The 24,586-nt window shown below is 69.4% G+C and carries 22 protein-coding genes; 6 read left to right on the top strand and 16 right to left on the bottom strand.

Going from position 1 to position 24,586, the window contains the following annotated elements; translation table 11 throughout:
* Nucleotides 1–154 precede the first annotated feature (154 nt).
* Nucleotides 155–907 (top strand): helix-turn-helix transcriptional regulator, encoded by a 753-nt coding sequence (locus ACQBAU_RS01210; RefSeq protein ID WP_434548757.1) that lies wholly within the window; start codon nt 155–157, stop codon nt 905–907.
* A 114-nt stretch (nt 908–1,021) separates the two neighbouring features.
* Here the strand turns inward: ACQBAU_RS01210 and ACQBAU_RS01205 are convergent, their stop codons facing one another.
* Entirely contained in the window at nt 1,022–2,323 is a 1,302-nt protein-coding gene (locus ACQBAU_RS01205; RefSeq protein WP_465256247.1) for an alkaline phosphatase family protein, read from the bottom strand.
* Nucleotides 2,324–2,512: 189 nt separating this feature from the next.
* On the opposite strand from ACQBAU_RS01205, the gene ACQBAU_RS01200 reads away from it, so the two are divergent.
* Nucleotides 2,513–4,396, top strand: coding sequence for an acetylxylan esterase (locus ACQBAU_RS01200; protein ID WP_465256246.1), 1,884 nt, complete (start codon nt 2,513–2,515; stop codon nt 4,394–4,396).
* Nucleotides 4,397–4,446: 50 nt separating this feature from the next.
* Here ACQBAU_RS01200 and ACQBAU_RS01195 read toward each other — a convergent pair whose 3' ends face one another.
* The 10 genes from ACQBAU_RS01195 to ACQBAU_RS01150 all read right to left on the bottom strand — a co-directional run bounded on the left by ACQBAU_RS01195 (nt 4,447) and on the right by ACQBAU_RS01150 (nt 13,037).
* On the bottom strand, nt 4,447–5,325 hold the full coding sequence (locus ACQBAU_RS01195) for a D-hexose-6-phosphate mutarotase (RefSeq protein WP_434548760.1): 879 nt from the start codon (nt 5,323–5,325) through the stop codon (nt 4,447–4,449).
* A 79-nt stretch (nt 5,326–5,404) separates the two neighbouring features.
* Entirely contained in the window at nt 5,405–6,043 is a 639-nt protein-coding gene (locus ACQBAU_RS01190) for a DinB family protein (protein ID WP_465256245.1), read from the bottom strand.
* Nucleotides 6,044–6,160: 117 nt separating this feature from the next.
* On the bottom strand, nt 6,161–6,601 hold the full coding sequence (locus ACQBAU_RS01185; RefSeq protein WP_465256244.1) for an SRPBCC family protein: 441 nt from the start codon (nt 6,599–6,601) through the stop codon (nt 6,161–6,163).
* A gap of 28 nt (nt 6,602–6,629) precedes the next feature.
* Nucleotides 6,630–7,379: a DUF899 family protein gene (locus ACQBAU_RS01180; protein WP_465256243.1), complete on the bottom strand. Its 750-nt coding sequence runs from the start codon at nt 7,377–7,379 to the stop codon at nt 6,630–6,632.
* 50 nt (nt 7,380–7,429) lie between these two features.
* Entirely contained in the window at nt 7,430–7,762 is a 333-nt protein-coding gene (locus tag ACQBAU_RS01175) for an ArsR/SmtB family transcription factor (protein WP_465256242.1), read from the bottom strand.
* A complete protein-coding gene (locus ACQBAU_RS01170; RefSeq protein WP_434548765.1) occupies nt 7,762–8,235 on the bottom strand; it encodes an SRPBCC family protein in 474 nt (157 codons plus the stop codon). The genes ACQBAU_RS01175 and ACQBAU_RS01170 overlap by 1 nt, the downstream gene beginning before the upstream one ends.
* Nucleotides 8,236–8,400: 165 nt before the next feature.
* Complete coding sequence (locus ACQBAU_RS01165; protein WP_465256241.1) at nt 8,401–9,276, bottom strand: hypothetical protein; 876 nt, start codon at nt 9,274–9,276, stop codon at nt 8,401–8,403.
* On the bottom strand, nt 9,264–9,827 hold the full coding sequence (locus ACQBAU_RS01160; RefSeq protein WP_465256240.1) for a hypothetical protein: 564 nt from the start codon (nt 9,825–9,827) through the stop codon (nt 9,264–9,266). The genes ACQBAU_RS01165 and ACQBAU_RS01160 overlap by 13 nt, the downstream gene beginning before the upstream one ends.
* A gap of 205 nt (nt 9,828–10,032) precedes the next feature.
* Nucleotides 10,033–11,103 (bottom strand): glycoside hydrolase family 88 protein, encoded by a 1,071-nt coding sequence (locus tag ACQBAU_RS01155; protein WP_465256239.1) that lies wholly within the window; start codon nt 11,101–11,103, stop codon nt 10,033–10,035.
* Nucleotides 11,100–13,037, bottom strand: a complete 1,938-nt coding sequence (locus ACQBAU_RS01150; protein WP_465259433.1) for a hypothetical protein — start codon at nt 13,035–13,037, stop codon at nt 11,100–11,102. The genes ACQBAU_RS01155 and ACQBAU_RS01150 overlap by 4 nt, the downstream gene beginning before the upstream one ends.
* A 179-nt stretch (nt 13,038–13,216) precedes the next feature.
* Here ACQBAU_RS01150 and ACQBAU_RS01145 point away from each other — a divergent pair, with 179 nt between their 5' ends.
* Nucleotides 13,217–16,213, top strand: coding sequence for a DUF4838 domain-containing protein (locus ACQBAU_RS01145; RefSeq protein ID WP_465256237.1), 2,997 nt, complete (start codon nt 13,217–13,219; stop codon nt 16,211–16,213).
* Here ACQBAU_RS01145 and ACQBAU_RS01140 read toward each other — a convergent pair.
* From ACQBAU_RS01140 to ACQBAU_RS01130, 3 genes are all read right to left on the bottom strand, one after another.
* Nucleotides 16,180–17,640, bottom strand: coding sequence for an MFS transporter (locus ACQBAU_RS01140; RefSeq protein ID WP_465256236.1), 1,461 nt, complete (start codon nt 17,638–17,640; stop codon nt 16,180–16,182). The two genes, ACQBAU_RS01145 and ACQBAU_RS01140, sit on opposite strands and share 34 nt — an antisense overlap.
* Nucleotides 17,641–17,701: 61 nt before the next feature.
* Nucleotides 17,702–18,460, bottom strand: a complete 759-nt coding sequence (locus ACQBAU_RS01135; protein ID WP_465256235.1) for a CPBP family glutamic-type intramembrane protease — start codon at nt 18,458–18,460, stop codon at nt 17,702–17,704.
* Between the two features lie 131 nt (nt 18,461–18,591).
* Nucleotides 18,592–19,839: an Nramp family divalent metal transporter gene (locus ACQBAU_RS01130; protein WP_434548786.1), complete on the bottom strand. Its 1,248-nt coding sequence runs from the start codon at nt 19,837–19,839 to the stop codon at nt 18,592–18,594.
* A gap of 183 nt (nt 19,840–20,022) precedes the next feature.
* Here ACQBAU_RS01130 and eda point away from each other — a divergent pair, with 183 nt between their 5' ends.
* The 3 genes from eda (at nt 20,023) to ACQBAU_RS01115 (ending at nt 23,046) form a co-directional block, all read left to right on the top strand.
* On the top strand, nt 20,023–20,658 hold the full coding sequence (eda, locus tag ACQBAU_RS01125; protein WP_465256234.1) for a bifunctional 4-hydroxy-2-oxoglutarate aldolase/2-dehydro-3-deoxy-phosphogluconate aldolase: 636 nt from the start codon (nt 20,023–20,025) through the stop codon (nt 20,656–20,658).
* Between the two features lie 31 nt (nt 20,659–20,689).
* Nucleotides 20,690–21,796, top strand: coding sequence for a sugar kinase (locus ACQBAU_RS01120; protein WP_434548788.1), 1,107 nt, complete (start codon nt 20,690–20,692; stop codon nt 21,794–21,796).
* An 83-nt stretch (nt 21,797–21,879) separates the two neighbouring features.
* Nucleotides 21,880–23,046 (top strand): NAD(P)/FAD-dependent oxidoreductase, encoded by a 1,167-nt coding sequence (locus tag ACQBAU_RS01115; RefSeq protein WP_465259432.1) that lies wholly within the window; start codon nt 21,880–21,882, stop codon nt 23,044–23,046.
* 30 nt (nt 23,047–23,076) lie between these two features.
* Here ACQBAU_RS01115 and ACQBAU_RS01110 read toward each other — a convergent pair whose 3' ends face one another.
* Entirely contained in the window at nt 23,077–24,051 is a 975-nt protein-coding gene (locus ACQBAU_RS01110) for a cation diffusion facilitator family transporter (protein WP_465256232.1), read from the bottom strand.
* The gene (locus ACQBAU_RS01105; protein ID WP_465256231.1) at nt 24,048–24,512 is read right to left on the bottom strand and encodes an ABC transporter substrate-binding protein; all 465 of its coding nucleotides are present in this window, start codon (nt 24,510–24,512) and stop codon (nt 24,048–24,050) included. Before ACQBAU_RS01105 ends, ACQBAU_RS01110 begins: the two co-directional genes overlap by 4 nt.
* Nucleotides 24,513–24,586 lie beyond the last annotated feature (74 nt).

Here is a 24,586-nt window from a genome sequence, read left to right as displayed (position 1 = left end):
ACGATTGCCGTGCCCAACGCGTCATCCTCGCGACCTTCTCGCGACGGCCAGATGGTGACCCTCCCCGGTCCTAGTGTCTGGATCGTCCCGCCCGGACCGTGCGCGCATCCTCCGCTCGCAACATGTGACGGGCCTGACTGGGGAGGCAATGGCAATGACGGCCCGTCCCGCCGTGGACACCCTGCGCGAGCAGTGTCCGCATCCGGCTCCGACGAGTGTGCCGGGACAGGCGAACTTCGCGGACCGGATCCTCGAGGTCACCGACCTCTCACGAATCCGGCTGGTGCACGGTCGTACGAACATCCTCGACGTGTTGCGGCAGGCAACCCGGACCGCAACGCACAGCATGAGCATGCACCCGACGCCCTGCTACGACATCGAGAACCGACTGCCGGCCTGTCGGCACCGCGACGCTCGGTCCTCCACGACGTCGATCCGGGCGTTGTACCCGACCATCGGCGAGGCACGTGCTTCGGTGGAGCGCCTCGGATGCTGTGTGGAGGCGCGGGTGTCGCCGGCGGTGACGCGCGCGATGGTGGTGGTCGACCGCAACCGGGTGATGCTGGACCTGCGGCAACCGGACAACCCGGCGACGGTCGCTGCGCTGATCTCCGATCCGGCCATGGTGACGGTGATCTGCGACCTGTACGAGGGCATCTGGGCCGCCGCGGCGACCGTCACCGGCGAGGTCACCGATGACACGTTCACCGAGCGTCAGCTGCACGTGTTGCAGTTGCTCACCGACGGTTGCACCGATGATCAGGTCGCCCGTTCCCTCGGCATCAGTGCCCGGTCGGTGCGCTCCGAGGTCGCCCTGGTCCGGGAGCGACTCGGCGCGCAGAGCCGGTTCCAGGCCGGGGTCCGCTTCGCCCGGCTCTTCCCGGACCTGCCGAACGCCGTCGGCTGAGTCGGCAACGCTTCTGGCGTACCGAACCGCGGCGATTTCGAGGTGATGTCCGCGTCAGCGGGCCCGGGCCCCGAAATCGCCGCGGTTGCGTCAGCCTCGGCAGCCGCGGGCCAGTCAGGGGCGGGCGATCACTTCGTTCAACACGCGGCCCTGCGCCCCGGACGGCGCCGGAATCCCCAGCAGGGCTGCCATCGTGGGGGCGACGTCGACGTGGCGGACGTTGCGCGTCTGGCGTCCGGGAACGATGCCGCAGCCACCGATCATGAAGAACGCCTCGCAATCGGCGGTCGAGCCGTGCCGGCCCACCGGGGATGCCGGTGGGTTGAGGCCCAGGCTCCAGTCGTCGGCCGGGTCGATGATCAACTCTCCGTGTCGTGAGCTCATGTGGTTGGCACGCTGCCAGCCCTTGTCGTACACCCCGGCAACTCCTTCCACCCGGGCGATCGCGCGCTGGATGCGGCGGAGGTCGGCCCGAGCGGAGTCGGTCAGCAGGTGCACACTGGCCGCCCCGCCGACCACGAGCACGACGTCGGTGCCGGCCGACGGCGCCTGACCGTTGCCGAGGAACTCGCCGGTGTGACCGGTGGCCGCGATCGCGTCCAGGATCTGCTGCCCGTTGGCCCGGGTGAACGTCGTCATGCCGTGATCACCTTGCAGGACGAACGCCGTACGGTCGAAGATGCCGGCCTTCTCCAGTGCCGCGATCAGGCGGCCAAGGTTGGCGTCCAGCATCGCCAACGCGGCCGGCAGCTCCGGGTTGTGCTCGCCGCCCCCGTGACCCAGGGCATCCAGGTTGTCGCAGTAGACGGCCATGAAGTCCGGGATGCGCGGTGCGGTCACCATCGCGGATCCCGACTTCACCGGTCGGCCCTCGATGACGTCGATCATGTCGTTGAACCGGCGTTCGGCGCCACCGTTCTGCATGTACAGGCCCTCCGGGTCGCCGTACGCGGTGCCGTAGTTCTGCAGGATGAACCACTGGGCCGACGCGACGGTCCCACCGGCGTCGCGGACCGCGTGGGCGATCGTCGGAACCGTGAGGTCGCGCATCTGACCACGTCCGGTGCCGAGCTCCGGGTCGTACCAGTAGGCGGTGTTGAGGTGGCGCTCCGGCCAGGCGCCGGTGGCGACCGACGACCAGGACGGATTGGTGATCGACGTCATCACGCCTTGGGTCGTGGAGCGTGATCCCAGGGCGATCAGTCGGTCGAGGTTCGGGGTAGGCGCCAGACCGTAGTAGGCGGGGTCGAAGCCGTCCCAGCCGATGAGGACGACGTGGTCGGCACGGGCCGGACGACCGGGAACGGCCCGGGCAGGTTCGGCCCGGTGGGCAAGGGCGAGCGCGGCCGTACCGGCCAGTGCCCCGGCCATCACGGCACGGCGGGAAGTGGATCGGTGCAGAGGGGATGAAGTCATGCCGCCAGCCAACTCACGTCACGCAACACCCGCGTGAATGCTGCGGTCAACGACACCGACGGCTGCGTGAACAGCAAGCAGCGGATCGGTCGGGACTCACGTACGTCATGACCCGGCCGCATGGCCCGATCTGGACAGCTGCTGCGGCGGCCCTAGCCTGCTGCCACACCCAGCCGAAAGGGGTCCACGATGGACATCAACGCGTTCCTGCGCAGCCTGGCCGAGACTCGCGAGGCAGCAGGCCCGGGCGGTCCCGACACGGGATCCGACATGGGCCGCTGGCAGGAGGAGCAGCGGACGAGGCTGTGGCAGCGATGGGGCCTGGCACACCGCCGGGACGAGCGGAAGAACCCGCCGCGGTGGGTGGTCACCGGCACCGTCGAGGGGCCTGGCACGGATCGGGACGCTGCCCACACCATCGAGCTCGGGTGGTTCGAGGCATCGCCGGGGCTGGTGATCACCGCGAACCTCTACCGTCCCCGCGCCGACCTCGCCTCGGGTGCCGCGATGCTGTACGTGTGTGGGCACAGCCCGACCCAGAAGATCCAGTACCAGGACCATGCCAGGCGACTCGCCCAGCTCGGCTTCACGACGTTGATCATGGACACGGTGGAGTACGGCGAGGTGCCCGGCGTACATCGGGGCACCCACCGGGAGGGCGCGTTCAACTGGATCAGCCGTGGCTACTCCCCGGTGGCTGCCGAGGGGTGGACGGCGGTGCGTGGCTTCGATCTGCTCGCCGGGTTGGACGAGGTCGACCCTGATCGGATCGGGATCACCGGACACAGTGGCGGGGGTGCGGTGAGCTGGTGGGCGGCGACCCTGGAGCCGCGGATCCGCGCGGTGGTCAGCTCCACCGGCACGGTGGGTGAGGTGTCCCACGTGACACATCGGACGATCGACGTTCACTGCGACTGCTACTTCCCGGTCAATCCGCTCGGCGAGTCGATCGCGTCGGTCTACGCCCTGGTGGCACCCCGGCCGATGCTCGTGCTGGCGCCACGGTTCGACCTGTACTGCGAGTACGAATCGGTGGTGTCGGTCACCGATCGGCTGGTCGACTGGTACGCCGCCGGGACCGGCAACCAGTGGCCGCTCGAGGTGTTCGGCTTCGACGCCGGGCACTCGTACAGCCCTGAGTCGCGCCGGCGTGCCTTCGGGTGGTTGACCCGCCACGTCCGCGACGTCGACACGATCGCGACGGACGCGGGGCCGGACGGAACTGCCGAGCCGGAAGGAACTGTGGAGCCGGCCGACATCGACGGGGTACGACTGGCCGGCGACCAGCTGCGCGTCTTCGGGACCCAGCCACCTCCCGACGGAGCCGCCAACGCCACCCTGCAGGACTGGCTGACCCCGGCCCGGCCGCCGGCCCCGGCCGATCCCGAACGGCTTGCCGCCGAGATCCGCGAGACCTGCTTCGGGTTCACCTCCCTGACGGCCGACACGCGGCCTCGGATCAGTCGGCGCCTCCGCCGCCAGAGCGACGAGGTCTTCAACTTCACCTTCGAGCCGGAGCCGGGTTGGCCGCTGGAGGCGGTGCTGAACCGACCCGAGGGTACGAAGCCGACCGCGGACACGACGGTGTTCCTGCTCGACCGGGCCAGCCACCGCCCCTTCCTGAACCCATCGGTGCCGGACGCCGGGGCCGTTCCCCTGCTCACCTTGGCGGTCCGCGGCACCGGCCGCACGACCTGGCACCCGCAGGCCGACTGGCACCTGCGTCGGGCTGCCGCCATGCTCGGTCGCCCGTTCGGGGCCATGCGGGTGCTCGACGTGCTGCGCGGGCTCCAGGCCCATCGCGCCCTGTTCGGTACGGTGCCGCTGACCCTGGTGGCCCGCCGGGAGATGGCCTTCCCTGCGCTGCTGGCGGCCCTGCTGGACCCGGCGGTGACCGCATTGCGGTTGGCCGGACTGCCCCGGTCGATCGACCTCCGCGACGACGACGCCGAGCAGTCGGACGAGGACGGGACCTACCTCCCGCAGGCCGAGGTCTCCATGCTGCTGCGGATCGCCGACGTCGACGACATTCTGCGGGCGGTGCGCACCCGGGCGACGGTCGAGCTGAGCTGAACGACCGGAACTCGTTGCGCGGTCGAGCTGCGGCGAGCGGCCGAGTCGGGTCAGCTCACCCGGATGTGCTGACCGAGGACGTGGGAGGCGCCGGGGCCGAGGGTCACCTCGTCGCCGGGGACGATCGCGGCCTCGACGCAGGCCATCTGTGGCCAGCCGGCGTCGGGGAAGTCGGGCAGCCGGGCGGACTTGGCCACCCACGGGTTCCAGACGACGGTGTGCGGCGAGCCGGACTTGCTGATCACCACGCGTCGGGGCCCGTCGACCAGGGTGACGTCGGCGGTGGAGCGGTAGACGCGGTCGGTCTCGGCGGTGAACGTGACCGGACCGTCCTGGCGGTGGTCGCCGCCGCCGGCCTTGTCGAGGTAGCCCGCACCGGCCAGCCCGTCGAGGCTGACCTGCCGCACGTCGGAGACGGCGAAGTAGGTGTGCAGGGCGGCGCTGATCCGCAGGTCATCGGTGCCGCTGTTGGTGGTCTCCAGGGTGACGTCGAGTTCGGCGCCGAAGGTGACGGCGAGGTCGGCGGTGAACCCTCCGGTCAGGTGCTCCCGGCCGGGTAGGTCGTCCGGCAGGTCGGTGTCGGTGAGGCGAAGCCGTACGGTCACGCCGGCGGCCTGTTCGCGGACCCCGACCAGTGTCCACGGGACCCGGCGGGCGAAGCCGTGCATGGGCTGCCAGTCGTCCGGGCCGGGGCCGAACCACGGGAAGCAGATCGGGATCCCACCACGGATCGCCTCGCCCGGTCCGTACGCCGACTCGGGGCTCAGCCACAGCACCTCGCCGTGGGGTTCCGGCGCCCAGGAGGTGACGTGCGCGCCGTGCAGGTGCACCTCGCCGGTGGCGGCGGGATGATGGACCTCGATCACCGGTCCGGCCGGACCGTCGACCAGTCTGGCCGAAGGCGGCAGTTCGACGGTGAACGTGGACATGGGGCCTCCTGAATCGTCGTGCACCACGATTGTGCCTGCCGTCGACGACCGGGGCGCCAGTGGGTGGACGACGCCCCGGTCAGCCCATCGACCGTTGCCCGTCCAGCGTCTCCCGGATGATGTCGGCGTGGCCGCTGTGCTGGGCGGTCTCGCCGATGATGTGGGCGTACACGTGGCGGGCCGACCAGCGGGCGCCCTCGGGGAACCACGGCGCGGGCGGCAGCGGATGGGAGACGTCGAGGTCACCGGTCGCGACGAGGTCGTCGGTACGGGCGGCGACCTCCTCGTACCGGGCGAGGAGGTGCTCGACGGTGTCGGCGTCGGTCAACGCGAAGTCGTCGGGGACCTCGGCGTCGTCGGCGCTGGACTCGGCGTCGGAGCTGGACTCGGCAGCGTCGGCGCTGGACTCGACAGTGTCGGCGGTCGCGTCCTCGGCGTGCTCGTCGGTCCGCCACCGGTCGGCGCCGGCGACCACACCGGTCCGCAGGAAGTCGACCCAGCCCTCCTCCACCTCCAGCACGTGCTTGAGGATGCTGGCCAGGGTGAGTGTGCTGGCCGTCGTCCGGCGGCGCGCGTCCTCCTCGGACAGGCCGCGCACCGTGTACCGGAGCAGCGTCCGATGCTTGCGGAGGGTCTCGAGCAGGACGACCCGCTCGGAATCGAGGTCGGCGGGAATGGTGGTGGTTGCGGTGACGACGTCGGCTGCGGCGGTGCTCATGGGGGTTTCCTCTCGTCCGGTACGGCCGGGGTTGGCCTGACACCCATGACGCTAGGACCCCTTCTGGACAGAACCTGTCCGCATGATCGTCGAGGCCCGTGGACCTCGGGCAGGGGCTCAGTCGAGGCCCAGCATGCCGACCGGCGACTGTGGCAGCGGTCGTCCGGTCTCCAAGTAGGTCTTGAGGTTCGACAGCACGGCCGCCCACACCGACGCCACGACGCTGCGCAGGGTTTCGTCGGCGAGCTCACTGTGGGTCAAGGTGAGTCGCACCAGGTCGTGGTGGGGCTCGATGTCGAACGCCACCCGCGACGGGGCGCCGGACGGGAACGTGAACGCCAGCCGACGTGGCCGGTCACTCTCCAGCACCTCGCCCGTGCCGTCGAGCTCACCGGTCGGGCTCTGCTTGCGGTGCTCCCACCTGGAGCCGACCTGCCAGTCGGAGACGTTGGCGTGGCCCCACCAGGTGGCGGTGGCCTCGGCATCGGTCAGGGCGTGCCAGACGGACTCCGGTGTGCTGTGCAGGTAGGTCACGTAGGTGTAGCTGAGGTCACTCATCGGTCCTCCTCGGTACGGTGCTGGTCGGTCACGGGGTGAGTTGGTCGCTGCGTCCGGCGTTGATGCGTGACCAGTGGGCGATGGGGCGGCCGTTCGTACGGAAGGGATGCCGGTCGTCGACTCCCGACCCGGTGTACTCGTAGGGCTGGGGCCAGCCGTCCGGCGACTCCTCCCACGGTTCCTGGCGGCCGTACAGGGTGAGGTCCATCAGCCGGTAGTTGATGTCGACGGCCTCGACCCCGCGGCTGGTGGTCCAGTAGGTCTCGAACACCCGGCCGTCGCGCTGCACGTAGCAGACGACGTGCATCTGACCGATGCTTCGGCCGACCAACAGGGTGTCGAGCGACTCCTCGGCGGAGTACCACGGCATCGTCCAGTCCATGAACTCGTGGTAGCGCTTGCTTTCGGCGTAGGGGCCCTGACAGAACACGGCGTAGGTGATGTCGCGGGAATGGACGTACGACAGGTCGTCGACCTGGGTGTTGTTCCAGGTGCAGCCCTCGCACTGCTCGACGGCGGGATGGCCGGGGTGCCACATGAAGTAGTAGGTGATCAACTGCGAGCGGCCCTCGAACGTGTCGATCAGTCGGACCGGGCCGTCGGGGCCGATCACCGGGGTGGTGGGGTCCACCTCGACCACCGGCAGTCGGCGGCGCGTCGCGGCGATCGAGTCGCCGGCGCGGGTGTGGGCCTTCTCCTGTGTGCGCAGGTCGGCCAGCTGCGCCTCGAAGGTGGCGCGGTCGGCGATGGTGGGTTCAGGTGCGTTGTTGTTGATCATGACGTTCTCCTTGGGGCGTACGGAAAGCTGCCGCCGTGGTTGTGGTGGGGTCAGAGTGATTCGGCGATCTGCTTGATGGCGGCGAGGCGGCGGTCCCAGGCGCTGCCGATGGCGTCGAGGCGACGGGCGGTGCTGCTGAGCTCGGTGCCGATGACCCGGTACTGCACTTCGCGCCCGACCTGGATCGTCTCGACGAGGCCGACCTCCTGGAGGACGGCGAGGTGCTTGGCGATGGCCTGTCGGGAGACGGGGAGCCTGCGTGCCAGCGTCGAGGCCGAGGCGTCACCCTCACCGAGGGCGGTGAGGATGCTCCAGCGGGTCTCGTCGCCGAGTGCACTGCACATGGCAACGACGGAATCGTCCACCAGGGTGCCGGTGCTCATCAGGCGCCACCCTCGAGCAGTTGGACGAGCTTGTCGAGCTCGGCGTCCCAGCCGCCACGGTGATCCGACATCAGTCCGGTCGGGTCGGTGACGTGCTCGAAGCCCGACTCGACGACGGTGAGCTGGGTGCCGTCGGGGACTTCCTCGAGGGTGAACGTGAAGACTGTCGAGCGTTCGTCATCGACGGCGTCCGGCAGCGGACCCTCCTCGTTGCACCACCGGTACGACACCAGCGACGGGGGGTCGAAGGCGTCCACCCGGATCGGTACCCGACGGTTTCCGGGCCAGCCGATGGAGCCGAGAGCGCCGGCCCCCGTGCCGGTGAGGGTGAGCTCGCCGAACCACTGTGAGACCAGTTCGGGTTCGGTGACCGTACGCCAGACCTTGTCGCGCGGTGCGTTGATGTGGATCGTGCGACGCACGGTGAATGAATCGGCGTCGATCACGGCCTTGGGGTTGGGCGTGGTGTCCATGGGCGATCCCTCTCCTGGTGGGTGCCGGGATCGACTGGTGGTTCGGCGATCCGAGCAGATATGCAACTTTGTGGTTGCACTACACCGTGCCACAGCTCTCCGAGACATGCAACCCTTCGGCTGCACTTGGTGAGTTCGAGGAGAGGTGAGTGGGTTCGAGGAGAGTCAGCGCACCACGGAGTGGAGTTCACCGACCGGCAGTTGGATGCTGGCCTGCGGATCGAGGTAGATCACTCCCGACTGGCCGAGCGCCGACCAGCTGACCTCCCAGTGATCGGTCGCGGTCACCACGTAGGGCACGTTCTTGCGTGACGGACTGGTGTAGCGGTGGCCACAGACCGGTGACTCCGTGTTCGGCTTCACGGCACGGGTCCAGGCCTTGGTACGGGTGCAGGTGAGCTTGGTGCCGTCGCCCAGGTCGAAGTCGGTACCGGTCTTGCGGGCCGTCATCGTGATCGTGATGCCCTGCTCGGTGACCTGCGCCGTCACCGGTTCGTTGGGGCTGCTCCACAGCCACAGCGGATAGCCCACGACCGCCATCTTCCACCGATTGATGCTGGGCGGCGGCCCGACATGTGGCGTCGGCTCAGGCACCGTCAGCTGCAACACCGCGCGCTGGGCGAGGAGTTCCGGGTTCGGCGGTGGTGGAGCGAGCCCCAACTCACTCAACAATGTGCGTGGGATCTCCACCGTGCCGGCGGCGGCTCTGCAAATCTCTTGAGCTCGACTCTCGGGCATCCCGCCTCGCGTCAAATTGGGTACACAGCGACGCGCAGCCCAAAGCTCCCGCTGCTTCCGGGCTTCCTTGAGCTCCTCGATCTCCTTCTTGGTCAACGGGCGGTGACCCTTCGGAGCCTTCCCCTTCTGGGACTCGGCGATCTTGCGGTCCACCTCCCCCTCAGCCTTCTTCTGCCGCTCCCGCTGGGCGTTCAAGTCAGCAGTCTTGTCGTCACCGTCAGGATTGATCAGGTCTGCATGCGCAGGTAGCACGAAGCCATTAAGCAGGATCACCACGATCAGAACGATGGTCAGCCTTCGCATTCGTCCACCTTCACAAACTTCTTGCCGTCTACAAAGTCCGTAATTCGCCATTCGCCCTGCTGCCGCTTCACGATGAGATTGCCTGCGATCAGCGCCCCAGGCTTTGGCCCGATCTCCTTGTAGATGACTTGCATGTGCCGCCCATCCACGCACACGTAGACACGCTGAGTGTTCGCATCAAGAACAGTTGCGCGGCTCGCGATCACCTTCGTCCGGGCACTGAATCTATAGCCTTGGGCCTTGGCCTCGAAAGCTCCGGCAAGTTGTGCTTCGTACCAGGATCCAGACGGGTCAGCAAACTGCTCAAGCGATGCGGGCAACTCCTCGGCACCACCCTTGATGCCTACGTCATCGACGATCTTGTTCGCCTCGATGTACGCATTGATCGCCGCCTGCTTGTCGGCCTCGGTCGGCATCGTCGGTGACGGACTCGGGCTCGGCGACGGCGACGGCTCGCCCGAACTCGTCACCGTCGGCGAGCTCGGCGGACCGGGCGGCGGCTCCTCCGGCGTACACGCCATCAACGTCACCACCACGGCGGCAACGGCCACCAGTCCACGCCACCGTGGGCGCGACCCCATCACCATCGGCCGCGATGACTCCATGAACAGACTCCGCTCGGTCAGTCCTCCGCCAGGCGGTGGCGTCAGTCCTTGACGCCGCGACCGGGGGGAGGGCCAGTTCGACCCAGCCACCTTAACGACTCCACGGGGCCGCCGACACCCAAACCTGTGGACAACTCCGGCGACCGGACTTTCAGGCGCCGAGTCGGTCCCGGTTGATGGCAGCCCACAAGAAGGCGGCGACGCCGTACGGGTGGTTGTCACCTCGTGGGATGACGCGATAGCCGAGCTCCGGCAACAGCGGCAGCGGGATCGTCGGGCCGGAGATCTCCGGCATCGCGTCGGGTCGCACCGCGGCGGTGACTGCGGCCAGCGCCCGGTCGGCACGCGGGACGTACGAATCAGGCAGCAGCTCTTGCGCGACCGCGTCGTACCAACCTGCCGCGATCAGCGCAGTGGCCGACAGCTCGCGGTAGCCGCCACCGGCGAGCAGGGTCGCCCACGTCCCGTCAGCACGCTGCAGGTCGACCAGGGCGTCGCTGGTCCGGGTGAGCACGTCGACGATGCCGGCTCGACGTGGGTGGTCGGCCGACAGTTCGGCAGTGATCATCGGCAGGGCGGCGATCACCCAGCCGTTGCCGCGGGCCCAGCAGATGCTGGATCCGGGGTAGGCATGACCGGCCTTCGCCCACCACGCATGTGCCCAGAGCCCGTTGTCGTGCTGCATCAGCGCGGCAGCCGCCTCGGGTTGGCCGGCTGCGATGTCGATCATCGCCGCATCACCTGTGGCGACGCCGTACCGGGCCGGGAACACCCCGAACATCATCAGACTGTCGACCCACACCGAGCGGGGATAGAACTTGCCGATCAGACTGTGCCCCAGGTGGTTGCACAGTTCGCCGACCAGCCGGGGCTCCGACCGTACGTACCTAGCCACGGCCTCGGTGAGTGGGGCGTACACCTGCCCACCCGGCCGGTCCCGCAGCGCCAGCGTGATCAGTCCGGGAGCGGCGGTGTCGGACTGTTCGACCGCCGGTCCGACCGCCAGGTGGTGATCAGCCCAGCGACGCAGCCACCTGTCGTACCGGAGTTCACCGAGGTGATTTTCCAACCTGGTCAGGGATTCGCCGAACAGCGCCGGACCCCAGTGCCAGCTCAGCACGTTCCCTCGCGCAAGCTGAGTGGTGGTGATCGAGTCGGCGAGGGCGACGGCCCGAGACATCGCCTCGGTGGCCAGTGCCCGGCCGGTGAGCTCGGTCGTCATCGGACCTCCCTGGTCCCGGATGGCCAGTCCATGATCAACTCGTGGCCGCCGTACGACAGCTCCATCCGGCTCGGTCGTCGTTCGACGGTGCCCGCTGGGCCGGCCAGTCGCGGGTGGGCCGTCGACACCGCCTCCCCGTCGACCCGGAACTCTCCGCCCTTGGCCAGCTGGTAGGTACGTGCGGGCGCCGGCAGCTCGCCGTTGGAGCCCGGACCCTTCGACGAGCTCGGGGGGCGGAACGGGCGGGTCAGGGTCAGTTCACGACCGTCGTCGGTCAGGACGTGGCGGCGCAGTTCGGCATCGAAGGCGTCGAGGTCGGCATGGGTCCCGGTGTCACTGCAGATCACGGCCCAGCCGGTGATCGCCCCGTGCTGCACGATCTCGTCCGGACCGCCGGGGGTCAGGGGCGACAGCGCCACCACCCCGACGAAGCTGTCGCCGACCTGGCCGGCCAACCGACGTTCACCGGCGATCGTGCGGTCCATCTTCGCCGCTGGCCAGTGCAGATGGGTCAGCCATCGTCGGCGCCGTTCCAGCAGTCCGGGGCGGACGCGCAGGTCGTGTCGGGCCAGCAGTACGTCGCCCCGCAGCACGGCATCGGGGTGGATCCCGTTGCCGACCCAGGCCGACGGCGAGAAGTTTCGGCTGACGTCGTCGAACATCGGTGCCGCCGGGTGTGTCACGAAGACCGTCACGTCGCCGGGCAGCGTGACCTGCCAGATGTGTTGCTGGTCACCGAATCCGCCCGGTTGGTGCCGCTGCGCACACGAAGCCAGCCAGGACGAGGTCCGCACCGTCGTCACGTCGGCACGTTGGATCGCAACCCCCTGGGTGGCGGGATTGAGGACGCGCACCACGGTCGGCAACAGCCCGGTCGGCCGGAGCTTGGCCAACGGGACCAGCGCCCCGAGGAACGGGTTGTCGCCCATCCGCCATTCGGTGACCATGCGGGCGGTGAGGTCGATCGACTCAGGTGTGGTGAACGCCTCCATCAACCAGTACGTGAGTCCGGCGGTGTCCACGTCGTCAGGGTCGTCGGCGTACTCGACCGCCACCTCGTCAAGATCAAGTCCGGTCGACGAGTTGATGATCATGGTTTCGTCGGCCGCGGCCAGCGAGCCGATCATGGGCGGGACCTCGTACGAACTGGTCCGGAAGACGACCGACAGGCTCTCCTCGTCGATCGGCACGTCCGGACCGAACGCGTGGGCCAGGACCTGGTTGACGTCGGCGGTCGCCGGGTCCTTCTTCTGCTGCTCGTAGCAGCGGCCGGAGCTGCCGACGAAGCGGCCGTCGAACCGGTGCAGGGCAAGGTCCAGCATGAGCAGGTCCATGATCATCGTGGCCCGGGTGACGAGGTCGGGGTCGACGGCGTGGTCGATCAGCAGTGCCAGCGCCGCCACGTCCTCCTCGTAGTAGGTGTTGGACAGCCACTCGGTGAAGCCGTGCCGGAAGCGCTGCGCCAACCAGTGGTCGATCCGCTTCCTTCCCCGGTCTCGCCGCTCAGCGCCGGTCATGCCGTTGTTGGTGAACACCTTGTCGGGGAACAGTGCGCCAGCCAGGTGCTCAGCCACCCCGAACAGGATCTGGTGGTTCTCCGACCAGTGGCACATCCCGTCGCTGCCCGGCTCGTCCATCCAGTACCGGAAGCCGAGGACCGACGTGGTGATCCGGTCCCGCATCGCCGGCGACAGGCCCGCCGGGTCGGCGTACAACACCTTGAGCAGCACGACCAGGCGGAAGTCGGCACAGTCGATGCGGTGGTCGACGAAGGCCAGCAGCGGCTCGATCGCAGCCTCGTCGATCGTCTCCCCACGCAGCAGCGCGAGGATGCCACGGAACGACTTGGGGCCCATCTTGATCGACATTCCGGGGTCGCCGGACTTCGACACGGCTGCCTGCTCGGTCACGGATCGGTCTGCCCGGTCGGTCACACGTCGAGCGTCCCACACCCTGCTGCTGCCCGGCGAAGCGGCGTCCGTACGGGCAGCGCCGACCCCCACGTGCCGCCGGACGCGATGCCCAGGGAGCGGCACAACCCTTGCCACGACACCTAGGTCCTAGGTTAGGATCACGGTGGTCCCACACCCCCACGCCAATGGAGGCACAGCAGATGACCGGTCCCGGTGAACTCACCCGACGCCAAGTCCTGACCATGGGGAGCGCGGCAGCCGGCGGCCTGCTGCTCGGCGGCCCCGGGCTCCGCGCCAACGCGGCACCGGCCGCCAACGGGCGTGGGGTGCCCATCGTGGTCGACGGGGTCCCGGCATCGGTGGTGATCGCCGCCGACGCCAGTGATCAGATCAAGGCGGCTGCCGCGACCTTGATCGAGTACGTGGCCAAGGCCTCGGGCATCACGCTCCCGCTGCACACACCGCAGGACGTGCCCGCCACCGGCAACCGGATCTACCTCGGCATCACGGGCAGCGGGTCGCACCGGGGTGCCGCCCACCGGGTGGCCGACCTGGCCGACGACGGGTTCGTGATCGGGACAGCCGACACCGCGGTGACGATTCTGGCCCCCTCGGACCACGGGGTACGCCACGGCGTGCTGGAGCTCCTCGAACGGCACGTCGGCGTCCGCTGGCTGCTCCCCGGCCCCGACGGCGAGGACGTACCCGAGGCGTCGTCGCTGGTCGTCCCCAAGGGGATCCAGCAGAGCGAGCCCACGATGGCGGCTCGGGTGATGTCGCCGCTGTACGAGGAGAACAGCCCGTTCTCCCCGGACTGGGCGAGCGACGATCCCCAAGTGGTGTGGGGTTCCCGCATCAGGCTCCGCCGCACCATCCTCGCCCATCACAACCTGTGGAGCATCTTCCCCGTCGAGCAGTACGGCCAGACCCATCCCGAGTACTACCCGGTGATCGGCGGCGAACCCCGAATCCCGGCGCCCGGGGCACGGACCGGCTGGCAACCGCACTTCAGTGAACCCGGCACGGTGGAGGTGGCGGTGCAGTTCATCCTTGATCACTTCGCCGCGAACCCGAAGATGACGTCCTTCTCGCTCGGTGTCAACGACGGGGCCGGCTACAGCGAGGACGACCTCGAGCCCGCCGTCGACGGCGCAGCACCCAGTGCGTCGGAGAGCTTCTACCAGTGGGCCAACACCGTGGTGGAGACGGTGATCGCGCGCAACCCCGCACTCGCCACGAAGTACTTCGGGCTGCTGGCCTACCGCAACGTCGCCACGCCACCGACCTTCCCCATCCACCCCCAGGTGGTTCCCTTCGTCACCGTCGACCGCTACGGCTGGGTCGACCCCGACTTCCGGGCCGCCGACCAGGCACTGACGCAGGCGTGGGCGGCCGTCGCGCCCAGCTTCGGCTTCTACGAGTACGCATACGGCGCCACGTACTGCATCCCTCGCGTCTACAACCACACAATGGGCGAGGTCTACCGATACGGCGTCGAGCACGGTGTCACGGCCCAGTACTCGGAGCTGTATCCGAACTGGGGCGAGGGTCCGAAGCCGTGGCTGTACGGCAAGTTGCTGTGGGACCCGACCCGCGACGTCACCGAGCTGGAACAGGAGTGGTACGACCGCGCCGTCGGACCGTCCGCCGCACCTCACCTGGCCAGCTACTTCTCCTTGTGGGAAGGGATCTGGCGGGATCGCGTCCCGTCCACCACCTGGTTCACCAGTGCCGTGGAGGCCCGCAACCCGTACTTCTACTTCAACTACGCCGACTACCTCGAGGCCGTCACCCCCGCGGACGCAGCGACGGCACGCGGCCACCTCGAAGCCGCCCGGGACGCCACCTCGACCGCTGCCCAGCGCACCCGGGCCGAGATGTTGTTGACGTCCTTCGGGTACTACGAGGGATCGATCCTGAGCTACCCGCCCACGGCCGGACCCGCCGACACCACGGCCGAGGCCCTGGCGATCCTCGACGACGTGTCCGACCACCTGGCGACCCGCGTGGAGCAGTCCCGCGCGCGATTGGCCCTGGTGGCCGAGCTCGCCTCCGATCCGGTGTTGAAGCACGCGCTGCGACCGGAGACCCGCGGGATGTGCTGGACCGGCTTCAGCGGCCCCCAGCTCTGGTCGGTGGTCGACCACGTCACCGAGCACGAACCCGCCGGTGGCCCGGTGACCGACCGCCTGGCGGCCCTGGCCGGCGACCCGGCCCCGACCCCGACGGCGCGGGTCGCACGGCTGACCCGGTCACTGCTCGACGGAACCGCCGTCCAACTGATCACCAACGGTTCGTTCGCCGACGGCACCACCGACTGGCGCACCATCGGTGCGTGGCGGGTCGACGACGAGATCGTGCACACCGGTACGACGGCGCTCCGGCTCGGCGCCGTGCCCGGGGCGGACCTGCGGCAGCGGTTCCCCGTCCGGTCCGACCTGTTGGCGTTCCGCTTCCGCTACCACGTTCCGGTCGGCGCACCGGGGCGCGGCTTCCTCACCGTCAGCGTCGGGTTGCACGACGCCGCCGGCGCGCGGATCGGGATCCTGTTCCAGCGGCTGGTGGGCCTGCAGGCGACGCCGGGGCAGTGGCACTCGGCATCGCTGTTGGAGGACATCCCGCCGACGTTCCGGGGTCGCGGGGTGGCCAGCGTGGAGATGGTGATCGGCGTGGCCGGCGTGAACTACCCGGGCAGCGACTTCGTCATCGATGACGTCGAGGCCCATCAGGTGCCACAGTCGGCCGCCGGGAACCTGTTGCCCAACGGGGGTTTCGAGGAGGTCACCGGATCGCTGCCCACGCACTGGACGCGTGCCGGTGCCACCGTCGCCAGCTCCACCGCCGAGGTCCGGACCGGGCAGCGCAGCGTCATGCTGGACGACCGATCAACCGCGGGCGGCGCCGTCCTGTCGAGCCCCAAGCTCACCGCGACCGTGGGTACCACGTACACCGCGTCGGTGGAGATCTTGAACCAGGAAGGCAGTGCCAGCTACCTGTCGCTCGAGTTCTGGGACGGCGCGGGTGCCCGGCTGGTCGCGCACCACGCCTGGCTCACCGAGCACGGCGCATGGCAGCCGGTCACGGTCACCAAGCCGGCACCCGAGGGCGCGGTCGCGGTCAGCGTCCGGCTGTGGCGTGACAGCACCGGGACCGGGGTCAGCTACTACGACGACGCATCCCTGGTCGCCGAGGCCTGAGCCTCCGTTGCCGGTACGGCGTCGCGGGCGGCCCGCTGCTCGTCGAGTTCGACCCGGAGCTGGGCCGACGCCGTACGACCGAGCGGGTAGCGGCGGGCGATCAGCCAGCCCGCGGCCATCAGGCCGAACACCGCGATCGCCATCAGCAGCCGGATGCCGAGGATCGCCGACGGCGGTTGGGTCACCTCGGCGCCCTGCTCGCTGGCGACGTACCCGGTGACGGCGAGCACACCGCCGACCAGTTGGATCATCAACGCCGTGGCCAGGCTGCGGGTGAAGGTGATCACCGAACCGCAGGTGCCGGCCTGCCGTTGGCCGTGGTGGTGTTCGTACGCGTCGACCACGTCGGGGAACATCACCCATGGCATCTGCACGGCCCCGGCCAGCCCGACGGCCAGTACGAAGGCGAGGGCGTAGACCCCGTACACCGGGGCGTCGGCCGGATAGAACGCGACTCCGATGATCGCGACCAGGGCGAGCGGGATCAGCGTCCGGTAGATCCGCGCCTTGTCGATGGTCCGCACCAGCCGCAACATGATCGGATAGGCGGCCACGTGCACCACGATGAACAACCCCAGGAACACCGTCGAGTTCACGTCCGGCACCACGTAGCTGGAGTAGTAGAGCAACAGCGCGGTGATCATGTCCATGGTCAGGATCTGGCACAGGTAGAGCCCGAACAGCAGCCGGAAGGCCGGCACCTTGAACGGGCTCCAGAACAGCGACGGCTGCCACGGGGTCGGCGGGGTCAACGGCACCCGCTCCCGGGAGAAGATGCCGGCCACCAGCACCGCCACGGCGAAGAAGCCGCCGATCCCGAGGACGAGTGCGGCGTACAGCTGGGTCGAGCTCAACCCGCCGACCCGGAACTGTTCGAACAGGGCGGTCGCGACGAGCGTGCAGCCGGCACTCGACAGCGTCGAGCACAGCAGCCGGAGCACGTTCGCCTTGTCACGCAGCGCTGCGCTGGTGGTGATCTCGGTCGACAGCGACAGGTACGGGACCATGATCACCGTCTGCACCGTGTTGTAGAGGATGTAGGTCAGGCTCGCCCAGACGGCCTTGGCGGCCTGTGTCTCCGCGGGCCCGTCGGGCAGCCACAGCAGCGCGTACACCCCGATCAGGGCCAGCCCACCGATGACGATGTACGGGCGGCGCCGGCCGAAGCGGGTGCGGGTCCGGTCACTCAGCGCCCCGACCAGCGGGTCGTTGATCGCGTCCCACACCTTCGAGACCATCACCGCCAACCCCGCCAGGAAGGGGTTCAGCCCGATCACGTTGGTCAGGAAGAACAGGTAGAGCACGGCCAACAGCGAGCCGGCACCGCCGCCGAAGAAGTCCCCGACCGCGAACGCCATCCGTTCGGGGAAGCGCAACTCCCGATGGCGGCCCGCCACGCGCGACTCGGACTCGACCACCGGCGGCATGTGCACAGCATAAGCGGGGTGAGGCCTCCCCTGGCCGACGACCGGCCCGGACGCGGAGCCCTCAGCCCGGCACCGCTCGCGGTCGGGTGCGCCAGGCGATGACCACGATCACGACCTGCAACAGCGCCGGCACGACCAGGATGGCCGCCTCGCTCCAGCCGAAGGTGACCCCGGCGGAGATGGTGCCGATGCCGCTGGTGACGGCCCAGGTCAGCGGGGCGAGGGACAGCAGGTTGCGGGTGAATGCGAAGGCGATCGCGAACACCAACCCGAACGCGGTGAAGAACAGCACGGTGGGCAGATCGACCGACCCCAGGTGGTAGGCGCCGAACCCGAGGGCGGCAAGGATCGGAGCCGGCAGCTCACCGAACGCATCCCGGAACCGGAGCTGCAGCCACCCGTACACGAACATCGGCTCCCACACCATCAACATGTTGGCCACCATGTGCGGCAACGGATCGAGCCCCGCCTCCCCGGCCGCACTCCACAGGGCGGGGATGCTGCCACCTCCGACGATCAGGCTGATCACCAGGGCCAGCCACCAGCGGCGCAGGGTGAGTCCGATGTCGGCGAGCGGCCGCCGCATCAGCCGGATCACCACCACCACGGGCACCAGCGTGCCGAGCACGATCATGATCAACACGATGAACATGGCGAAGCCGGCCAGCGAGTTGCTCTCGCCGACCACGCCCTGGCCGTAGTAGGACGCCCACATCGCCACCACCGACACCAGCGCCAACCAGGTGTCGCGGCCGGGACGCCACGCCACCCACGTCCGGGCGGGCAACGGCTCGGTCCAGGCGGTGAGTGATGTCGACATGCCGGACACCCTAAACGGTGCGGTTCACCTCACGGACCGTTGGCGCTGAACAACCGGTGAATTCTGCTCAGCGCGTGCCCGGCCGCGTGGTCCGCCCGGGTCGGTCACCCCGGCGTGCGCAGGCCGGTCGATCACAGACCGGTGAGGGTCAGGAACAGCAGCGCGAGGTTGAGTGCGATGATGGCGGCGATCACCAGCACCGAGACCACCCGCAGCGCCGGCCCGTTGCGCAACTCACCCATCACCCTCGAGCTGCCGGTCAGGGCGACCAGCGGGACCAGCGCGAACGGGATGCCGAAGCTCAGCACGACCTGGCTCAACACCAGCGCCCAGGTCGGTTCGATGCCGACCGACAACAGCACGAGTGCAGGCAGCAGGGTGACCAGCCGGCGCAGCACCAGCGGAATGCGGCGGTGGATCAGCCCGGCCATGATCTCGGACCCGGCGTAGGCACCGACCGAGGTGCTGGCCAGCCCGGAGGCGAGCAGTCCGATCGCGAACACCAGGGCCACCCCCGGCCCGAAGGCGGTGGCGATGGCGGCGTGGGCGCCTTCGATCGAGTCGGTCCCCGGCTGCCCGCGCAACGACTCCGCGGCGAGCAGCAACAATGCGATGTTGACCAGCCCGGCGACCGCCAACGCGAGCAGCACGTCCAGCCGGGTCGCCTTCAGCAGCCGACGCCGCACGGACGGGTCATGGCCGGTGCCGTGGCGATCGAGCACCAGTGAGGAGTGCAGGTAGATCGCGTGCGGCATCACCGTCGCACCGAGCATGCTGGCCGCGACGAGCACCGAGTCGGTCCCGGCGAACCGCGGCGTCAGGCCACCGAGCACATCGCCGGCCGCCGGCGGGTTGATCACCAGACCGGTCAGGAAGCCGATCGTGATCACCGCGAGCAGGCCCATGATCACGAACTCGAACGAACGCTGCCGGCGCCGGGCCTGCAACCCCAACATGATCATCGACACCACGCCGACGATCAGCCCGCCGATCGGCAGTGGCAACCCGAACAGCAGGTACAGCGCCAGCGCGCCGCCGATCACCTCCGCCAGGTCGGTGGCCGCCGACACGAGCTCGGCCTGGGCCCAGTACGCCAGCCGGGCCGGCCGAGGCAGTCGATCGCCCAACAGGGCCGGCAGTGACTTGTCGGTGACCAACCCGAGCTTGGCCGACTGGTACTGGATGAGCACCGACATCGCGCTGGCCAGCACCAGCACCCACACCAGCAGGAATCCGTACCGGGCACCGGCGGTGATGTTGGCCGCCACGTTGCCGGGGTCGACATAGGCGATCGCGGCGACGAAGGCCGGTCCGAGCAGCAACAGCGGAGAGCGCCGGCGTACCGGCGGCGGAGTGGAGGTGCGTGTGTTCGGAGCCATCACGCCACCCCCTGTCTCCGTCGATCGTCGCCCGACCCGCGACTGCCTGCCCGCGCAAGCATCGTACGGCGTCGCGCCCGGCCGGGTCGGTCCGCCCACGTCGTGCCGCACACTGGGATGGAAAGCGCTGTCACGCCCTGATGGACGAGGATAGGATCGAGCAAACCGAGCAAGGAGTTGACTGTGGACGTACTGGAGCAGATCGGCCGGACACGGCTGGTACCGGTGATCGCGCTGGACCGGGCCGATCAGGCCGAGCCGCTGGGTGAGGCGCTGGTGGCCGGGGGGCTGCCGGTCGCCGAGGTGACCTTCCGGACGGCCGCGGCCGCCGAGGCGATCCAGGTGCTGTCCGGCGACTCGCACATCCTGGTCGGCGCCGGCACCGTGGTCAGCGCCGCCCAGGTGGACGTCGCCGTCGAGGCGGGCGCCCGTTACATCGTGTCGCCCGGCTTCTCCGCGACCGTTGCACAGCGGTGTGCCGAGCACGGCATTCCGCTGCTGCCGGGTGTGGCGACCGCGACCGAGGTGATGATGGCCCTCGACGCCGGCATCACGACGGTCAAGTTCTTCCCGGCCGGAACGTCCGGTGGCGCGCCGGCGATCAAGGCCCTGTCGGCGCCGTTCCCACAGGTCCGGTTCGTGCCGACCGGGGGCATCTCGGCCGGCAACCTGGCCGACTACCTCGCGATCGACGCCGTACTCGCCTGCGGTGGCAGCTGGATGGTGCCGCCCAAGGCGATCAACGCCGGTGACTTCGCCACCATCACCACCCTCGCCGACGAAGCCGTCACGCTGGCCGCGCAACTGCGCGGCACCTGAGGGCCACCCACCACCCGAGTCCGAAAGGAAGTTGATCATGACCCTGAACGTCAAGCCCGCCGAGGAGTGCCGCTACGACGCCGTGTCCTTGGGCGAGGTGATGTTGCGCCTCGATCCCGGTGACGGTCGGATCCGCACCACCCGGCAGTTCCAGGTCTGGGAGGGCGGTGGGGAGTACAACGTGACCCGCGGCCTGCGCCGGGTGTTCGGCCTCCGGGGTGCGGTGGTCACCGCGCTGGCCGACAACGAGGTGGGGCGTCTGGTCGAGGACTTCATCCTGACCGGTGGCGTCGACACCTCCTTGATCAGGTGGGCCGAGTTCGACGGGATCGGCCGCGAGGTGCGCAACGGCCTCAACTTCACCGAACGCGGGTTCGGCGTCCGCGGTGCCGTCGGTTGCTCCGACCGTGGCCTCACCGCCGCCAGCCAACTGAAGCCCGGTGACATCGACTGGCAACACATCTTCGGCGAGCTCGGCGTCCGGTGGCTGCACACCGGCGGCATCTTCGCCGCGCTCAGCGAGTCGACCGCCGAGGTCACCCTGGAGGCGGTCAAGGCCGCCCAGCAGCACGGCACCATCGTCTCGTACGACCTCAACTACCGGCCCAGCCTGTGGAAGTCGATCGGCGGGCACGCCAAGGCCCAAGAGGTCAACAAGGAGATCGCCCGGTACGTCGACGTGATGATCGGCAACGAGGAGGACTTCACCGCCTCCCTCGGCTTCGAGGTGGAGGGGGTCGACGAGAACCTCACCGAGCTCGAGGCTTCGGCGTTCCACAAGATGATCGAGACCGCGGTGCAGACCTACCCCAACTTCCAGGCGGTCGGCACCACGATGCGCGGGGTGCACAGCGCCTCGATCAACGACTGGGGTGCGGTCGCCTGGTCGCGCGACGAGGGCTTCGTCGAGTCGCGCCAGCGGGAGCGGATGGAGATCTTCGACCGCGTCGGCGGTGGCGACTCCTTCGCCTCCGGGCTGATCTACGGGCTGATGACCGGCGAGCCGCTGCAGCTGTGCGTCGACCTGGGCGCGGCCCACGGGGCGCTGGCGATGTCGACCCCCGGCGACACGTCGATGGCCACCGAGGCCGAGGTACGCAAGCTCGCCGGCGGCGGCAGCGCCCGCGTACAGCGTTGACGACCGGCCCCGGCCACCCACCCCGTCGGGCCGTGTGACCAGGTGGTGTGATGGAAGCACTGCACACATCCGAGGAGGCTGGTATGTACGGACTGGTTGTTGTCGGAAGCGGTCCCGCTGGCGTCGCGGCCGCCCGGTCGTACCGGGATGCCGGTGGCGAGGGACCGATCCTGCTGCTCAGCGCCGACACCGAGCGGCCGTACGAACGGCCGCCGATGTCGAAGGAGATCCTCGCCGGCGCGAGCCCGCTGGAGCTGACCCTGATCGCCGGGGAGGACGACCCCGAGCTGACCGGGATCGAGGTGCGCCTCGCCTCGCCGGTGGACAGCATCGACCCCGACGCGCACACCGTCACCGTGGGCGGCGAACACCTCGCGTACCGCAAGCTCGTGCTCGCCACCGGGGCCGAGGCCCTCCCACTCGACGTGGCCGACGCCGACGCGGGCGTCCACCTGCTGCGCAGCTGGTCCGACGCCCGGGCGCTGGTCGCCTCGGCGGAGCACGGCCGGCGCGCGATCGTGATCGGCTCCGGGTTCATCGGGTGCGAGGCCGCCGCCTCACTTCGCCGCCGCGGCCTCGAGGTCACCCTGCTCACCCGCTCGGCCAAGCCCCAGGCGGACCGGCTCGGCGACGAGGCGGCGAGCCGGATCACGACCTGGCTCGAGGACCTCGGCGTCACGATCCGCACCGGGGTCACGATCACCGGCGCCGCTGCCGGCGGGACCGTCACCCTCGCCTCGGGTGAGGAACTGCAGGCCGACCTGGTGCTGGCGGCACTGGGCGTACGGCCCCGCGTCGACCTCGCCACCGGGCTGGACGGTACGGCGGCCCTCGACGTCGCCGACGGTCGGATCCTGGCCGATGACCAACTCCGCACCTCGGCCCCTGACGTGTACGTGGCCGGTGACGTGGCGTTCGCCCAGCACGCGGTGGCCGGTCGTCGGCTGGTGGTGGAGCACTGGGACGACGCCGACCGGATGGGTGGCATCGCGGGCGCGAACGCGGCCGGTGAGTCCCGGACGTGGACCGACGTGCCCGGTTTCTGGTCCGAGATCGGTGAACACCCACTGCAGTACGCGTCGTGGGGTGACGGGTTCGACGAGGCCCGGCTCGCGGTCGACGACGACGAGGGATGGGTGATCCACTACGGCTCCGGCGGGGTCACCGTCGGCGTGCTGACCTGCAACCACTACGACGAGTTCGATGCCGGGGTCGAGTTGATCAGCAAGGGCGCACCGCTCCCCTCCTGATCAACCCGTACCGGTCCGCGCAGCTGGACGTCAGTGCTCGGCTCCCGGCTCGGGCAGCTCGCGGACGCACACGACGCTCACGTCGTCCAGCTTCCAGTCGAGGCCGGCCACCTCGTCGCTCGCGCGTTCGAGGTCAGCCAGTGCCACCTGTTCGTCTGCCGGCACCACGAACACCTCGGTGTGGAAGACGTGGCCGAGGTCACGCATCCGAACTCGGGCCGTGCTCACCCATGGCCATGACCGGGCCAGCTCCTCCACCTCATCGATCAACGGGTGCTGTTCCGCGTCGTCGTGGGTTCGCGCCTGCCGGTCGAGCAACCCCGCGACTACGGCCCTCAGGTTTCCGATCCCGTCGGCGACGATGCTGATCGCGATCCCGATCGCCACCACGGCGTCGGCCCACCACAGCCCGAGCCCGATGCCGATGACACCGAGGATCGCCCCGCCCGCGGTCGCCCAGTCCGCCTTGTTCATGTCTGCATCGGCCCGCAGCACCTTGTCGTGCAACGGTTCGGCCAGACGCATCTTCAGTCGGCCCAGGATCACCGGCGGAACACCGGTGTAGAGCAGCGCGGCGATCATGAGCCAGCCCTGCCACACCGTCACCCCCAGCAGATTGACCGTGCCGATCGTGGGGTGCTCGGCGCTGATCAGGCCGGTGGCGGACTGGATGATCAAGAAGACGCCCATCCCGAGCAGCGCCACCGCGGCGGTCAGGTGCGCCGCCCCGATCGCGCGGTGGAACCCGTACGGATAGTCACCGGTGCTGCGCTGCCGGACCAGTCGAACCGCGATCAGGAACGCGATCGGTGGCAACAGCGACAACAGGTCCTCCACCCAGGCGGCCTTCATCGCCTGCGAGTTGCCCATCACCGCAGCCACCACCGCGACGGCCGTCACCACGTAGCAGACGGTCACGACCTCGAGCCGGACCGCCCGCCGCAACGCCTGCTCCTGCTGCTCGGGCAGGTCGGTGTCGCCGAACCGGGCGTGCACTGCGGTCATGGCCCCACCCGGGAGTCGAGGTAGCGTTCCAGGCTGCTCAGCAGGGCGTTCTCCCCCATCGGAACCGCCATCACCAGCTTGGCCTCACCATGGCCGTCCCCATCGGGTACGGTGGCGTACGGTCGAGTGATGCCGACCCGTTGCTGCCACGGGGTGTCGGAGGTGAGCCCGCCGATCATCACGTCAATCTCGTAGTGCTCGAGCTTCTCGACCAGGTGCTGCTCCCCGGCGACGGTCCACTCCACGACGGCACCGAGACTGTCGGCGTAACCGGCGATCAGACCCGGCTCCGGGCCGGCCACCCCGTCGTCCAGCAACAGGACCACCGGTGGGGCCGGCGACGCACCGACCCGCAGTGTCCCGTCGGTGCGGACGCGCGCCAGCGAGCCCTCCGGATCACGTGGCAGGCAGCCAGCCACCATCAGCACCAGCGGGGAACACAACAGCACGCGCCGCCTCATGGGGCTCACGCTACTCCCCCGGGCGAGCGGGGGACCTGGACCGGGACCGAGGCGGCTGTCCCCGGCTTGCTGCG

Source organism: Carbonicoccus niuqiaonis (genome assembly GCF_050157065.1).
Classification (GTDB): domain Bacteria; phylum Actinomycetota; class Actinomycetes; order Propionibacteriales; family Propionibacteriaceae; genus Avipropionibacterium.
This window is presented reverse-complemented; position numbering and strand designations above follow the sequence as displayed.